General features: G+C 59.1%; 11 protein-coding genes. 7 read left to right on the forward strand and 4 right to left on the reverse strand.

The window, feature by feature from the left end:
* Nucleotides 1–195: 195 nt before the first annotated feature.
* The gene (locus tag NOM67_RS01495) at nt 196–1,122 is read right to left on the reverse strand and encodes a cation diffusion facilitator family transporter (RefSeq protein ID WP_041209386.1); all 927 of its coding nucleotides are present in this window, start codon (nt 1,120–1,122) and stop codon (nt 196–198) included.
* 166 nt (nt 1,123–1,288) lie between these two features.
* On the opposite strand from NOM67_RS01495, the gene NOM67_RS01500 reads away from it, so the two are divergent.
* The 6 genes from NOM67_RS01500 to NOM67_RS01525 all read left to right on the forward strand — a co-directional run bounded on the left by NOM67_RS01500 (nt 1,289) and on the right by NOM67_RS01525 (nt 10,213).
* Nucleotides 1,289–4,345 (forward strand): FAD-binding and (Fe-S)-binding domain-containing protein, encoded by a 3,057-nt coding sequence (locus NOM67_RS01500; RefSeq protein WP_255933271.1) that lies wholly within the window; start codon nt 1,289–1,291, stop codon nt 4,343–4,345.
* On the forward strand, nt 4,345–4,833 hold the full coding sequence (locus NOM67_RS01505) for a hypothetical protein (RefSeq protein ID WP_255933273.1): 489 nt from the start codon (nt 4,345–4,347) through the stop codon (nt 4,831–4,833). The genes NOM67_RS01500 and NOM67_RS01505 overlap by 1 nt, the downstream gene beginning before the upstream one ends.
* Before the next feature lie 108 nt (nt 4,834–4,941).
* On the forward strand, nt 4,942–5,427 hold the full coding sequence (locus tag NOM67_RS01510) for a hotdog fold thioesterase (RefSeq protein ID WP_255933275.1): 486 nt from the start codon (nt 4,942–4,944) through the stop codon (nt 5,425–5,427).
* A gap of 156 nt (nt 5,428–5,583) precedes the next feature.
* The gene (locus NOM67_RS01515; RefSeq protein WP_041209390.1) at nt 5,584–7,479 is read left to right on the forward strand and encodes a DEAD/DEAH box helicase; all 1,896 of its coding nucleotides are present in this window, start codon (nt 5,584–5,586) and stop codon (nt 7,477–7,479) included.
* Nucleotides 7,480–7,812: 333 nt separating this feature from the next.
* Nucleotides 7,813–8,295: a molybdopterin-dependent oxidoreductase gene (locus NOM67_RS01520; RefSeq protein ID WP_124242763.1), complete on the forward strand. Its 483-nt coding sequence runs from the start codon at nt 7,813–7,815 to the stop codon at nt 8,293–8,295.
* Between the two features lies 1 nt (nt 8,296).
* Nucleotides 8,297–10,213 carry a bifunctional diguanylate cyclase/phosphodiesterase gene (locus tag NOM67_RS01525; protein WP_255933279.1) on the forward strand — a complete coding sequence of 639 codons (1,917 nt, stop codon included), beginning with the start codon at nt 8,297–8,299 and terminating at the stop codon, nt 10,211–10,213.
* Nucleotides 10,214–10,292: 79 nt separating this feature from the next.
* On the opposite strand, the gene NOM67_RS01530 is transcribed toward NOM67_RS01525, so the two are convergent.
* The 3 genes from NOM67_RS01530 to NOM67_RS01540 form a co-directional block, all read right to left on the reverse strand.
* The gene (locus tag NOM67_RS01530; RefSeq protein ID WP_041209393.1) at nt 10,293–11,615 is read right to left on the reverse strand and encodes a Na+/H+ antiporter family protein; all 1,323 of its coding nucleotides are present in this window, start codon (nt 11,613–11,615) and stop codon (nt 10,293–10,295) included.
* Nucleotides 11,616–11,906: 291 nt separating this feature from the next.
* Nucleotides 11,907–12,575: a ribonuclease T gene (gene rnt, locus NOM67_RS01535; RefSeq protein WP_201929935.1), complete on the reverse strand. Its 669-nt coding sequence runs from the start codon at nt 12,573–12,575 to the stop codon at nt 11,907–11,909.
* 97 nt (nt 12,576–12,672) lie between these two features.
* Complete coding sequence (locus tag NOM67_RS01540) at nt 12,673–13,395, reverse strand: phosphatase PAP2 family protein (RefSeq protein WP_255933284.1); 723 nt, start codon at nt 13,393–13,395, stop codon at nt 12,673–12,675.
* 221 nt (nt 13,396–13,616) lie between these two features.
* Here NOM67_RS01540 and NOM67_RS01545 point away from each other — a divergent pair, with 221 nt between their 5' ends.
* Complete coding sequence (locus NOM67_RS01545) at nt 13,617–14,738, forward strand: 4-phosphoerythronate dehydrogenase (RefSeq protein ID WP_255933286.1); 1,122 nt, start codon at nt 13,617–13,619, stop codon at nt 14,736–14,738.
* Nucleotides 14,739–14,886 lie beyond the last annotated feature (148 nt).

The following is a 14,886-nucleotide window of genomic DNA, read 5'->3' on the forward strand; positions in this document are numbered from 1 at the left end:
TGGTTAAGCAGAAACAGATAGCTTTTGACGGGAAGAAACGAAGGGCAACTTCGGGGATTGTCCATGATGGGCAATAAAACCTCGGGTTAAAAATGAGCCCTGATGATAGCGGCTGGCGCCAATTTGGCAAGTGGGCGGTGTCGGGATGTGACGCAGCCGGTGGAGGCTGGCTGCCAGCCTCCACCGGTTATCGGGTTACAACCAGCGCTTTTCGCGGGTGAAACAGACCGAGAGCCAGGCATCGCCCAGGGTGTCGCCGAGGCGGGACCAGAGTTCCTGACGCAGGGCATCCTGCCGCTCGACGGGCCACTCCTGACCCGGGGCGACCAGAATGTTGAGTTCGAGATCGAAGCGGCGACCACTTTTCGCCAGATGGCTGTAGCACTCGACGCCGTGACGCTGGCGCAGCGCCTCGACTTCGTTCTCGACCAGCTGGGAAACATCCCCTCTGGGGGCGATTTTCAGCACTTCCCGCAGGTTGCGACCGAGCACCTTGATGGGAATGAGGGTGGCGCAGAGGGCCAGCAGCGAGACCAGCACCGGGTCGATATAGCGGTTGTATTGGCCGTAGCCGATGGCATCGAGGCCGATGGCGACCACGAAACCGATAAGCAGGGTGGCACTGAGCAGGGTATCCACCAGCCACTCCTTGGAGTCTACCCGCACCAGTTCGGAGTCAACCTGCTCGGCGACCTGGGCTTCAATCCGGTAGAGGATGGCGCAGAAGAAGGTGGAGACAACGGCATAGATGAGGGCATGACCGAGATCGATCTCCCGTCCCCCTTCAAACAGGGTGGTGAGGCCGTTGTAGAGTGCCGCCAGACAGAGCAGCAGAATAATGGAGCCATTGATGACGTTGGCGATAGGCTCGAAGTGCGCATAGCCATACTGGAAACGGTCATCGGAGGGGCGGGTGACGAGGTAGGCGGTGACCAGACCGAGGCCCGTCATGCCCATGCTGAACAGGGTAAAGATACCATCGAGCATGATGGCGTTGGAGCCAACGAACAGGCCGTAGCCGATGCCGAAGATGGCGAAAGTGATGCAGCCAAACAGCGACAGGGTAAGCGCCTGCTTCTCTGTGGTGACCAGCGTACTGATAACATGGCTGTGGTGAGCCATAAAAGTCCTCCTTTCAAATGGTTAATATTGCTACGCGCAAGCGGTTTTCGAGCTGATATACTGCCCGCTCACATGTGAGCGGACTGGCCTGATTGCCATTGACGGGCGATGGGTCAGTCGTAGTCGCCGGGGTGCCGGCATCAAGCAAATAAGGGAACAAGGATTCATGATCCCGAGACTCGATTACCAGGACAGTTTGTCACCCACAACCCTGTCGTTCCTAGAGTTGCTAGGGCGCAGCGCCTTTCGTGGTGATATCGAAAAGTCTTATGCAAGCCGGTTGGCGATGGCGACGGACAACAGCGTCTATCAGGTAGTACCTCAGGCGGTTCTCTATCCGCGCAGTGCGGACGACATAGCAGTGATGCTCAAGCTGGCGGCGGAGCCGGCGTACCACACTCTGAGTTTTTTCCCTCGCGGTGGCGGTACCGGCACCAACGGTCAGTCATTGGGCGGCGGCATTATCGTCGATCTCTCCCGTCATATGAACCAGATCATGGAAATTAATCTGGAAGAGGGGTGGGTGCGCGCCCAGGCCGGGGTGGTGAAAGACCAACTCAACGCTTATCTCAAGCCCTACGGTTACTTCTTCTCGCCTGATCTCTCCACCTCCAACCGCGCCACTTTAGGCGGCATGATCAACACCGATGCCTCGGGGCAGGGCTCGTTGGTTTACGGCAAAACCTCGGATCACGTGCTCGGCCTCAAAGCTGTACTGGAGAACGGTGACCTGATGGCCACCGAGCCACTGACCGGTGAGCGACTGGCCGACAAGCTGGCGCTGGAGAATCGGGAAGGGGAGATCTATCGCACCCTCTATCGCATCGGCAAGGAGCGCCGCGCCGACATCGAGGCGACCTTCCCCAAGCTCAACCGCTTTTTGACCGGTTACGATCTGAAGCACCTCTATAAACCTGATACCGATACGCTGGATGTCAGCCGGGTGCTGTGCGGATCTGAAGGGTCCCTCGGCTTTATCACCGAAGCCAGACTCAACATCACACCCATTCCGCGCTATCGCACCCTGGTTAACGTCAAGTACGACAGCTTCCCCTCCGCCCTGCGCAATGCCCCCTTTATGGTGCAGGCCGAGGCGCTGTCGGTGGAGACGGTGGACTCCCGGGTGCTCGGGCTGGCCCGCGCCGACATCATCTGGCATTCGGTCAAAGAGCTTATTCAGGATGTGCCCGGCAAGGATCTGCAGGGGCTCAATATTGTCGAGTTTGCCGATACCGACGAGACTGCGCACAAAGCCAAGGTGGCTGAGCTCTGCCGCCGTATCGACGCGCTGCTGGCCAACGGTGAAGCCGGGATCATCGGCTATCAGGTGTGTGACCACCTGCCGAGCATCGAGACCATCTACGCCATGCGCAAGAAGTCGGTGGGGCTGCTCGGCAACGCCGAAGGGCGCAAGAAGCCGGTGGCCTTCACCGAAGATACCGCGGTGCCGCCAGAGTCGCTGGCCGATTTCATCATGGAGTTTCGCGCCCTGCTCGATGCCCACGGCCTCGACTACGGCATGTTCGGCCACGTCGATGCCGGTGTGCTGCATGTGCGCCCGGCGCTCGATTTGTGCGACCCCGAACAGGAGGTGCTGCTGCGGCGCATCTCCGATCAGGTGGTGGCCCTCACCGCCAAATATGGCGGCCTGATGTGGGGCGAGCACGGCAAGGGTTTTCGCTCCGAGTACAGCCCCGCCTTCTTTGGCGAGCTGTGGGAAGAGCTGCAGCGGGTCAAGGGGGCGTTCGACCCGGCCAACCGTATCAACCCGGGCAAGATCTGTATCCCCTATGGCAGCGATGCCGAGCTGGTATCGGTGGATGGGCCCAAGCGCGGCAAGTTTGACCGCCAGATCCCGGTGGCGGTGCGCGAGAGTTATACCCGGGCCCTCGATTGCAACGGCAACGGTCTCTGTTTCACCTTCGAAACTGACTCCCCCATGTGTCCCTCGGTCAAGATCAGCCGCGACCGCCGCCACTCACCCAAGGGGCGGGCCGGCCTGATGCGCGAATGGCTGCGTCAGCTGGCGGAGCAGGGGTTCGACCCGTTGGCGGAAGAGGTGGCACTTCACTCCGGCGGCGTACGCTTCAAACAGCTGGTGGACAAGGTGCGCAACAGCTGGGCCAAACAGCGCGGCGAATATGACTTCTCCCACGAGGTGATGGAGGCGATGGCTGGCTGTCTGGCCTGCAAGGCGTGCACCAGTCAGTGCCCGATCAAGGTGGATGTACCCGATTTTCGTGCCCGCTTTATGCAGCTCTACCACGGTCGCTACCTGCGCGCGCCCAAGGATTACTTCGTCGGCACCGTTGAAAGCTATGCGCCGCTGCTTGCCAAGGCGCCGAAGCTGGTCAACTTCTTCCTCGAGAAAGAGTGGGCTCAGAAGGCGGCTGCAAAGGGCATCGGCATGGTCGATGTGCCGCTCTTGAGCGTGCCGACTCTGGCCGAGGAGCTGCGCGATAACCGCGCCCGTTACTTCGACCTGCCAGGTCTGGAGGCCATGACTCCCGAGCTGCGCCAGAAGGTAGTGCTGATCGTGCAGGATCCCTTCACCAGCTATTACGATGCCCCCGTGGTACGCGACCTGGTGAAACTCGCCAGCAAGCTCGGGTTCCAGCCCTACCTGCTGCCCTTCAAGCCCAACGGCAAGCCCCAGCATATCAAGGGGTTCCTGCGTGCCTTTGCCCGCACCGCGGCGAGCAGCGCCCAGTTCCTCAACAAGATTGCGACGCTCGGCATTCCCATGGTGGGGGTAGATCCGGCCATGGTGCTCTGCTATCGCGACGAGTACGCCAAGGCGCTGGGGCCGGCGCGCGGTGATTTTCAGGTGATGTTGCCGCAGGAGTGGCTGCTCTCGCTTCCGGCCGACGTGCTGCCGAAACGTGAAGATCAGACAGCAGAGCCCTGGTATCTCTTTGCCCACTGCACCGAGAAGACTGCCAAGCCCTCGACTCACGGTGACTGGGGCACCCTGTTTGGCCGCTTTGGCGCCAAACTGCAACCGGTCCCGGTCGGTTGCTGCGGCATGGCGGGCACCTATGGCCACGATGTCAAACAGGTGGAGAACTCCAAGGGCATTTATGGGTTGAGCTGGGCTGAGCCGCTGGCCCGTTTGCCACAGGATCGCTGTCTGGCGACCGGTTATTCCTGCCGCAGTCAGGTCAAACGGATGGAGGGAGAGAAGATCAAACATCCGCTGCAAGCCCTGCTGGAGCTGCTCTGATGCTGCGATTTCCCAAGCGGTTTCGGGTGCCGAAAGCCTATCGGCACCCGCGTTTCTTGTTGTTGCCCGCCACCCCCGCTCAGGCGGTGGTGGAGTTTGTCGCCATCCTGCGCGAGCGCGAGCAACTCCATCAGCTGTTTCGGCCAAACGATATCTGGCCCTCCGCCAATTTCAGCCTGAGTCAGCACGAAGGAGATCTGGAGTGGCAGCAGTCGGAGTTTCTGGCCAAGCGCTCCTTTGCCTATGGCCTCTGGAGTCCGGATCGGGAGCCGCAATTTTGGGGCGGAGTTTATCTTTACCCTTCGGTGTTGCCAGAGGTGGAGGCGGAGCTCTTTTTCTGGAAGGTGGCCGAGGCTCCCATCAGTGATGAAGAGTTGGAAGAGCTGCTGCGCGCCTGGCTCGCCAACGTGTGGCAGTGGTCAGAGCCTCGCTTGCCGGGTCGGGAGATGCCCTGGGCCGAGTGGCCCGGCGTCACCTACCCGTGGTAAGGGGGGAGGTTTCAGGTTTCTCCTGCCCCGGCTGCTGGCCGGGGCAGGCTGGTTGTGCAATGCAGTGATGCTCCATTTTCCCCATGCAATTGAAGGAGTTCTCTTTTCATGAGTCAGGAATCATCCCCTATCTGGCGCAGACCCATGAGCCTTGAAGGGCTCAACGCCAGCTCCCGCAATACCCTGATGGCCCACCTCGACATCATCTATACCGCCTTTGGCCCCGACTGGCTGGAGGCCACCATGCCGGTGGATCACCGTACTCACCAGCCCCTTGGCATGCTGCACGGTGGTGCCTCTGTGGTGCTGGCGGAGACGCTGGGATCGCTCGCGGCCAACATGGCGGTCGGGCCTGACAGTTATTGTGTGGGTCTGGAGGTGAACGCCAACCATCTGCGAGCCAAGCGGGAAGGGGTGGTAACGGGGCGCTGCTCGCCACTGCATCTGGGGGCGACGACTCAGGTGTGGCAGATAGAAATTCGCGATGAACGTTGTCGTTTATTGTGCACCAGCCGGTTGACCATGGCGGTGCTCAAGCACAAGCGGGGCAAGGACTCCGGAGAGGAACGATCTGCAATAACGCATCATGAGTGAAAAATAAGCAAGCTTAACTCGCAAGATCCCTCTATAATTGCCAACGTCTTGAGAGGCTTATCACATTTTTCAAGACAGCAGAACAAAGTGGCGCTATAATCGCCGCCTTTTTGCTATTCCGCGGTGTTAGCCGCCTGCCTTAATCTGGAAGAATCTATGTCTGATACCGAACAACTGCCCCTTTTTAGTGAGCTTGGACTGGCCGCGCCTGTATTGAAAGCGCTGCAGGACGTGGGCTATGAGCGCCCGTCCCCCATCCAGGCCGCAGCAATTCCCCACCTGATGGCGGGCCACGATCTGCTGGGGCAGGCGCAAACCGGTACAGGGAAGACCGCTGCTTTTGCCTTGCCTCTGTTGTCTCGTCTGGAAGCTGGTAACCGCAACACCCAGATCCTGGTGCTGGCGCCGACTCGCGAACTGGCTCTGCAGGTGGCTGAAGCGTGCCAACGCTATGCCCACCACATGCCTGATTTCCACGTGCTGCCCATCTACGGTGGCGCCTCCTACGAAACCCAGACCCGCGCTCTGCGTCGCGGTGCTCAGGTTGTCGTCGGTACTCCGGGCCGCGTGATGGACCTGATCCGTCGCAAGAACCTGGATCTCTCCGGTCTGAAAGCTCTGGTGCTGGACGAAGCGGACGAAATGCTGCGCATGGGCTTCATCGATGACGTGGACTGGATCATGGATCAGTGCCCGGCCGGTCGTCAGGTTGCGCTCTTCTCCGCCACCATGCCGGAGCAGATCCGTCGTGTGGCCCAGAAACACCTGAAGCAGCCCAAAGAGATCAAGATCGCTTCCAAGACTGCTACCGCTACCACCATTCGTCAGCGTTACTGGCAGGTGACCGGTCTGCACAAGCTGGACGCCATGACCCGTCTGCTGGAAGTCGAGCCCTACGAAGCTCTGCTGGTGTTCGTGCGTACCAAAAACGCCGCTGAAGAACTGGCTGGCAAGCTGGCCGCTCGTGGCCACGCCTGTGAAGCGCTGCACGGCGACATCCCGCAGAAGCTGCGTGAGCGTACCGTTGACAAGCTGCGTCAGGGCCAGCTGGACATCCTGATCGCCACCGACGTGGTTGCCCGTGGTCTGGACGTTGAGCGCATCACTCACGTAGTGAACTACGACATTCCGTACGACACCGAATCCTACGTTCACCGTATCGGCCGTACTGGTCGTGCCGGTCGCAAGGGCGAGGCCATCCTGTTCGTGGCTCCGCGCGAGCGCCGCATGCTGCGCGCCATCGAGCACGCAACCCGTCAGGCCATCGAGCCGATGAAGATGCCGAGCACCGAGGACATCAACCAGCACCGTCTGGCCAAGTTCAAAGAGCGTATCCGCGAAACCATGATGGGCGAAGAGCTCGAGATCTATCACAACCTGGTAAACGAGCTGATCGAAGAAGATTCAGCCGATCCGCTGGAGCTGGCTGCCGCACTGGCCAAGCTGGTACAGGGCGACCAACCGCTGCTGCTGGATGACTCTATCCCGGATCCGCTGTTCAACAACAGCAACGATCGCGGTGGCTTCGAGCGTCGTGACTTCAATGACCGCGGCGGTCGTGACTTCGGTGACCGTGGCGATCGTCCGGCCCGTCGCATGCCGTCTCTGGAGCCGCGTCCACTCAAAGACAATCCGGACGTTGAGATGGAGCGCTACCGCGTAGACGTGGGTGCCCATCACGGCGTCAAGCCGGGCCAGATCGTGGGCGCCATCGCCAACGAAGCGAACATCGAGAGCCGCTTCATCGGCAACATCGACATCGCTGACGACTTCTCCACCGTCGACCTGCCCAAGGGCATGAGCGCCGATGTGCTGGAAGTGATCAAGAAAGCCCGTGTTTGCCAGCGTCCGCTGCAGATCACTCGCTACACCGAAGTGCCGGCCGGTGGCAACACCAGCAGTCGTCCGCCGCGCGGTGATCGTCCGTTCCGTGGCGACCGTCCTTTCAACAAGGATCGCCGTCCGCAGGGTGACCGTCCCTTCAACAAGGATCGCCGTGAAGGCGGTTTCGACAAGGGTCGCAAGTTCGGTGGCAAGCGCCGCGACAGCTAATCCCTGATTGGTAATGCCAGAAGGCCGCTCATTGAGCGGCCTTTTTTATGTTTTTCCTGATGGTGCTTCGCCATAGCGAATCGAGGGCGCACAACTTACTTCGGTGATAGAAACGAGAGCCAAAAGGGCATTATTTTTTTGTTAAACGGTTGTGAGTGATAGGGGAGTGGTGTCATCCTGTCTCAGGACATTGAGGTCGTAGTCAATAAGGTGTGCCTCTGGTTGTGTTGTGTTGTGTGGCTGCGACTTTAGTCGGTATCCCCTCTCTTTCGTTTGCATATGGCAGAAGAGAGAACGATTAATAAACTGAACACAATGACATGGAGGTTCATCATGACCGGATGGTTTGGCAGAGTGCTGTTGTTGTCTGGGTGTCTCGTATCGAGCGTGGTGCTGGCAGACGATGCGTTTCTGACGATTAAGGGTGATGGGTGTTGCAATGGCAAGGGGCAGATTAGCCTGACCCGGGCCGAGTTTGAGGCACTGCCGCAAAGCGAAGTGACCACCAAAACGCCCTGGACCGAAGGTAGTCACACTTACCGCGGGGTGCTGCTGCGGGAGCTGGTGAAGAAATACGGCCTAAAGAGCAGCGAAGTCAAGGCGATGGCCATCAATGATTACTGGGCTGCCGTGCCTGTCGAGGATGGTGACAAGTATCCTGTGCTGGTTGCCGAGAAACAGGATGGCAAGCCGCTGACCCTGCGCAACAAAGGACCTCTCTGGATTATCTACCCGCTCTCTGATTACCCCGACCTGAACAAGGAGCTTTATCACAGCCGCATGGTGTGGCAGCTGATTGGGCTAGAGAGCAAGTAACATGCTGCGCGGCAAGTTTGTCAGCCTGATCCTGATGGTGACTGCCTTTTTGGGGGTCGCCATCTGGTCGGTCTGGAACTATGACCGCGCATTCAATGCTGTTACTCGCTATACCCAGTTGTCAGCCTGGGCGTTGGCACAGTTGGAGCTGGAAGTTCACGGTTTTGGCGAATCACTCCAGCTTTATCGCGCCGGCTCGGTGAGTCAGGAGGAGATGAACAAGCGGTTTGATATCGCCTGGAACCGACTTGATGTTTTCCTGCATGGTGAAGAGGCAAAGCCGGTCAGGTCTCGCTTTGGTGCTGCCCAAGCCGCAGGGCAGCTGATGTCGCTGTTTGAAGAGTACGAACAGGATGTGGTGAGCGGAACGCGCGATTCGACCCGGTTAGCTCGTTTCTCGATAGAACTTGATCGCGATCTGGCGGCTATTCGTGATGTCATGGTGAAGAACTTTACCGGCCCCTCTGCCATTGCTCAGCGCGAGCTGCTCAATGAGTCGCGTACCCAGAATTTTGCCATTCTCGCCTTTCTGATGTCGGCAACTATGGTGATGCTGGTGATGCTGTTTCGCGAAGTGCGTCACCAGCAGTTTCTTGCGTGGAACGATCCCCTGACCCGTCTCCCCAATCGGGCGGCGCTTATCAAGCACCTGAAGTTGCGGGCTGCCTATCGTGGCGGCGGCAGCAGTATCACTGTCTGCCTTGTGGATCTGGGCCACTTTCGTGAAGTGAACGACAGCCTGGGATACGAGATAGGGGATGGGTTGCTTAAACAGCTGGCCGAGCGGATACAAAACGTGGCGGCGCCCGGTATTTTTGTGGCCCGCACCGGCAGCGACGAGTTTGCCATCATTATCTCCGGCGCCATGCCGACCTATCTGCGTTTCCCCTTTCTGGAGCAGCTGCGCACCGAGTTGGCCGATCTGGCCTTTGCGGCAGATCCGGCGCACCGGGTCAGGGTCTTTATGGGGGTAAGCCAGTATGCTCGCCCGGTACATACTCCGGAAGAGATGTTGCTGTTTGCCGATATCGCCCTCGATAGTGCCAAGCGCCAGCGGCTTCATCGTTCGGTAGTCTTCTCCCGAGCCATGCATCAACACTACCTGCGCAACCGCCGCCTCTCGACCGAGCTGCGTGAATTGATCCAGAGCCCCGAGTGCCAGCAGCTCTGCCTCTACTATCAGCCGATAGTGCGTGGTCAGAGTGCTGTCCGGCTTGGGGCCGAAGTGCTGATCCGCTGGAATCACCCGGAATATGGCTTTATTCCGCCGCTCGATATCATAGCGCTGGCAGAGGAAAACGGTCTGGGAGAGGCGCTGGGGCTCTGGATTTTCCACCGTTTGCAGCGTGATCTTTCCATCTTCCCGCAAGATCTGGTGGAGTTGCTGGAGATCTCGGTCAACCTCTCCAGCTCCATGTTCAATATGGGGCTGGCTGCCAATGTCGAGGAGAGGATGAGTGTCGGCCCGCTCGGGTTACAGCAGTTGATCGTGGAATTGACCGAGACCATAGCGCTGGATGATATCGAGCTGAGCAAGCAGATCATCGCCTCACTGCGCCACATCGGGGTGCGGGTGGCACTCGATGATTTTGGAACCGGCTGGTCCTCATTCTCATATCTGCGTGAGCTCTATTTCGACAAGCTCAAGATTGATCGCTCCTTTATCACCGCCATCGACAACGATACCCGGCAGGCACTCTTTGTTGAGGCTATCACCTCGCTCTCTCATCAGCTGGGGGTGCGTGTCGTGGCCGAAGGGGTGGAAAACAATGACGAACTCAAGGCGGTGCTGAGCATAGGGGTGGACGAGATCCAGGGGTACTTCTACTCAAGGCCGTTGACCTTGCAGGACTTTCTCCAGTTCTGCCACCGCTACTTTGTCAATCGCGCCATCATGCAGGAAGTGGCGCTCGGGTAGAGCAGAAAACAACTTGCCATCAGCAACAAAAAGGCGGCCAACAGGCCGCCTTTGCTATCTAGACAGTGCCATTTTCAGGTCAGAGCACCATGGCGGCAATCCAGCCGAAGATAACCAGCGGGATATTGTAGTGGATAAAGGTGGGCACCACGCTGTCCCAGATATGGTCGTGCTGGCCATCAGCGTTGAGGCCCGATGTGGGGCCGAGGGTGGAGTCCGAAGCTGGCGAGCCTGCGTCCCCCAGCGCACCGGCGGTACCGACCAGCGCGATGATCGCCATGGGAGAGAAACCCAGTTGCAGGCAGAGCGGCACATAGATGGTGGCGATAATGGGCACGGTGGAGAAGGAGGAGCCAATTCCCATGGTGATGAGCAGGCCCACCAGCAGCATCAGGAAGGCGGCAATGCCTTTGTGCTGACCGATAGAGCTGGAAACGACCTGAACCAGGCTCTCGACGCCGTGAGTCGCCTTCATGACAGCAGCAAAGCCGGCGGCGGAGATCATGATGAAGCCGATCAGCGACATCATGCGTACCCCCTGGGTGAAGGCATCCTGGCTCTCGCGAAACTTGATGACGCCACCGCAGGTAAAGATGACAAAACCGGCCAATGCCCCCAGTACTATGCTGTTGGTCATCAGCTGGAGACCAAGTGCGACGCCGATAGCCAGCAGGGCCACCCAGATATGGTTGAGATTGAGCTCGACGGTTTCCGGCTCGGCTTCCAGGATCTTGGCCAGGTCATACTGGCGGGGCTTGCGGTAGCTGAAGAAGACCGCAATCAGCAGGCCCAGCACCATGCCACAACCCGGGATGGCCATGGCCAGCGGGATCTGGCTGGAGGTGATCGGCACACCGTTATCGATAAGGTTCTTGGCCAGAATATTGTTCAGGAAGATGCCGCCAAAGCCGACCGGCAGCACCATATAGGTGGCGGTCAGGCCGAAGGTGATGACACAGGCCACTTGACGACGGTCGATCTGCATCTGCGCCATCACATGGAGGAGGGGCGGGATCAGGATCGGAATAAAGGCGATATGCACCGGGATGATGTTTTGCGAGGAGATGGACACTGCCAGAACGGATGAGAGCAGCAGGGTCTTGACCCACAAAATACGGCTGCTGCTGGCATCCTTGCCCAGCTGGCTGATCACCTTGCTGGCCAGCAGGTCGGTGATCCCGGAGCGGGAGATGGCGACGGCAAAGGCCCCCAGCATGGCGTAGGAGAGGGCAATCTCGGCGCCGCCACCCAGACCGCCGCTGAAGGTTGCCAGGGTATCGGTCAGGGAGAGCCCGCCGACCAGGCCGCCAGCAATGGCGCCCAGCGCAAGTGAGACCACCACATTGATCCGCAGCAGACTGAGCACCAGCATCAGTCCGACTGCGATAACAACTGGATTCATTTGATTTCCTTATGTTTGTTATTGCTGTCTGTCATGTGAAGGGGAGTTAGTTTGCGAAAAATGTGACAAATGTCGAGAAAAAAATCGGTCAAAACGGGCATCTGACCAAGGTCATCTGAAACAAAGTTGATCGGGGATGGTATTTGCTCTTCGTATGTCGCGGCTCCCATCTTGCACTCGTGTGGGAATTGCCAGGGGGATAAAGCGGGCGTTGGAGGGGCAATAGAGGCAATAGAGGCAAAAGAGAGTCAAGGTACATAAAGAAAGGCTGCCTGCGGCAGCCTTTGCAACTTATTCCAGATCCTCATCTCCGGAGGTGGAGTCGCTATCCGGCCCGACTGGCGGCCAGCCGCCCATGCTCTTCCAGCGGTTGACGATATGGCAGAAGAGGTCGGTGGTCCGCTCGGTATCATAGAGAGCAGAGTGAGCCTCTTTGTTGTCAAACGGAATGCGGGCGCTCTGGCACGCCTTGGCCAGCACGGTCTGGCCCAGCGCCAGCCCGGAGAGGGCGGCGGTATCGAAGGTGGCGAACGGATGGAACGGATTGCGTTTGAGGCCAGCCCGCTCGGCTGCCGCCATCACGAAGCCGTGATCGAAGGTGGCGTTGTGGGCCACGATAATGGCGCGGCTACAGTCGCTCTCCTTCATCCCCTTGCGGATCCCCTTGAAGATCTCGGTCAGCGCCTCTTTTTCAGAGACAGCACCGCGCAGCGGGTTGAAGGGATCGATACCGGTGAACTCCAGAGCGGCACGCTCCAGATTGGCACCTTCGAAAGGCTCCACATGAAAATGGAAAATCTGATCGGGCAGGAGCCACCCCTGCTCATCCATTTTCAGGGTATAAGCCGCGATTTCGAGCAGGGCATCGGTTTTGGCGTTGAAGCCGGCTGTTTCAACATCGATGACGACGGGGTAAAAACCACGAAAACGGCCCTTGAGGGTATGAACTGCGTCGGTCATGGGATCTCGGTCAGCATAAAATGAGGCGGCATTATGGCAAAAAAGCGCAGGCTTGTCCCCATCCCGCAAGAGGGAGCCTTGCGGGACAAGCGATGGCTCAATATCTGTGCAGCCACCAGCGAGCGGCCAGTAGTGCCGTGATGCTGCCGAGAATGGCACTGGCCAGCACATCGGTTGGCCAGTGCATGCCGATCACCATGCGTGACAGCCCTATGCCGAAGGCCCAGAGCGGCAGCAGCCAGACCCCTGCCGGTGCGCGAGCCAGCCAGATGAGGCCAAAGAATTGGGCAAGGCTCATGGCGGCGATGCTGTGGCCGGAGGGGAAGGCGTAGTTCACCTCCTTTTGCCAGTGATTGCCAAGCCACTGGGGCAGCGCCAGCAGCTGGCTGGCGGCGTGTACCTGTTCGCTGCGCACTTCGGTACTGGCGGCGTAGAAACTCTTGATGGTGGGGATCAGGGATTGGCTCTCTAGCCAGAGCAGATAGGGTCTGGGCTCCTCGGTCAGATGCTTGATGATGCTTTTGATGAGCCAGTCTCCGGCGAGCAGCACCAGCAGTGCGCCAACCAGAGCCAGCAAGGACGAGCGATCGAGCTGCAATTTCTGCCTGGTCAGCAGCAATAGCAGCGCGGCGCTGATCCCAATTCCGGGAATATCGACCATGCGGGTGAGGGCATAAGGCCACCAGAGCCAGCCCGATTGCAGCGAGCCGGTCAGAAAGGGTTGCCAAGGGAGGATGGCAAGCAGCAGCAGAGGCAGGATCAAGAGGGTGGTAAACGCGAGCACCTGACTGCGGGAGAGGGAAGGGCTATGGGGCGGCATGATCTCTATCGGCAAGGGTCTGGAAAAAGAGCGCCATTGTGCCACTGCATGGTTTGACGGCAAAGCAGACCTGCCCTTCTGTTTACCTCTGCTTACACATTTGGCTGTTCGTTCATCAATTACCCTTGGTCTGCGGTAACCAAGTGCATGTCAGGCTGAAATATTGGCGGGCTTTGGGCTAGAATGGCGCGTCCATGGCGGTTGCTTGCAAAGAGAGCCCGATGAAAATAGTCGTAGATGAGAATATGCCCCACGCAGTGGAGCTGTTTGCCGAGTTTGGTGAAGTGGTTGCCCTGCCCGGGCGGCAGATGCAGGCCAACGATCTGCAGGACGCAGATGTGCTGCTGGTACGCTCGGTGACCAGGGTGAACGCCGACTTGCTGGCGACCAGCCCCAAACTGGCTTTTGTCGGTACCGCGACTATCGGCACCGATCACATCGATAAGGCTTTGCTGGCTAGCCGCAATATCCCTTTTTATAGCGCCCCCGGCTGTAACAAATATTCGGTGGGGGACTATGTGCTCTCCGCTCTGCTGGTGTTGGCTGAGCGCTACGAGCTTGATCTCGCAACCATGACGCTGGCGGTGATCGGGGCCGGCAATACCGGCGAGTGTGTGGCCGGCAAGGCCGAAGCGCTCGGTATGCGGGTGCTGCGCTGCGATCCCCCCAAGGCGCGTAATAATCCTGAAGCGGATTTTGTCGACTATCAGACAGCCCTTGGCGCCGATATCGTCAGCTTCCATGTGCCCATTACTCGTGAAGGGCCGGATGCGACCTACCATCTGCTGGATGCCGAGCAGATAGCTGCGCGCCCCGCCGGGCAGATCCTTATCAACGCATCCCGTGGCGAGGTGTGGGATAACCGGGCCCTGTTGGCGCGTCAGTTGAGCGACAAGCCATTGCGACTGGTGATGGATGTCTGGGAGAACGAACCGGAGCCGCTTGCGCAGCTGGTGCCCCATACCGAGATTGCCACCCCCCACATTGCCGGCTACAGCCTGGAGGGGAAGGCGCGCGGTACCTGGATGCTCTATGGGGCGCTCTGCCGCCAGCTGGGGCGCGAGCCCCGTCAGGATCTGCGTACGCTGCTGCCGGTTGCCGATGTGCAGGCGGTGGTGCCCGGACGGGCGCCGGATCAGGCATTGATCAAGCAGCTGGTTCACCTTATCTACGATGTGCGCCGCGACGATGCCCGTTTTCGCGCCCGGCTGGGTATCCCAGGTAGCTTCGATGAGCAGCGCAAACATTACCCGGAGCGCCGCGAGCTCTCCTCCCTGCAAATCAAGGGTGAGTTTGCTTGTGACATGCTGGGCGCTGCCGGATTTGATATTTCACACTCATAAGGTGGGTGGGCCGCTACGTCCGCACTACTTATGACCCCGTTTTTACCAATCCGAGTCAGGTTTGCTCTGCCTCGGATTGGCCATATCAGGCGAGGATGCCCCGCATATCGGAGCCCCGCCGACCATGGCGCCAGCTGGCGCCATAGCC

The organism is Aeromonas sp. SG16, assembly GCF_024436135.1.
In the GTDB taxonomy this organism is placed as follows: domain Bacteria; phylum Pseudomonadota; class Gammaproteobacteria; order Enterobacterales; family Aeromonadaceae; genus Aeromonas; species Aeromonas jandaei.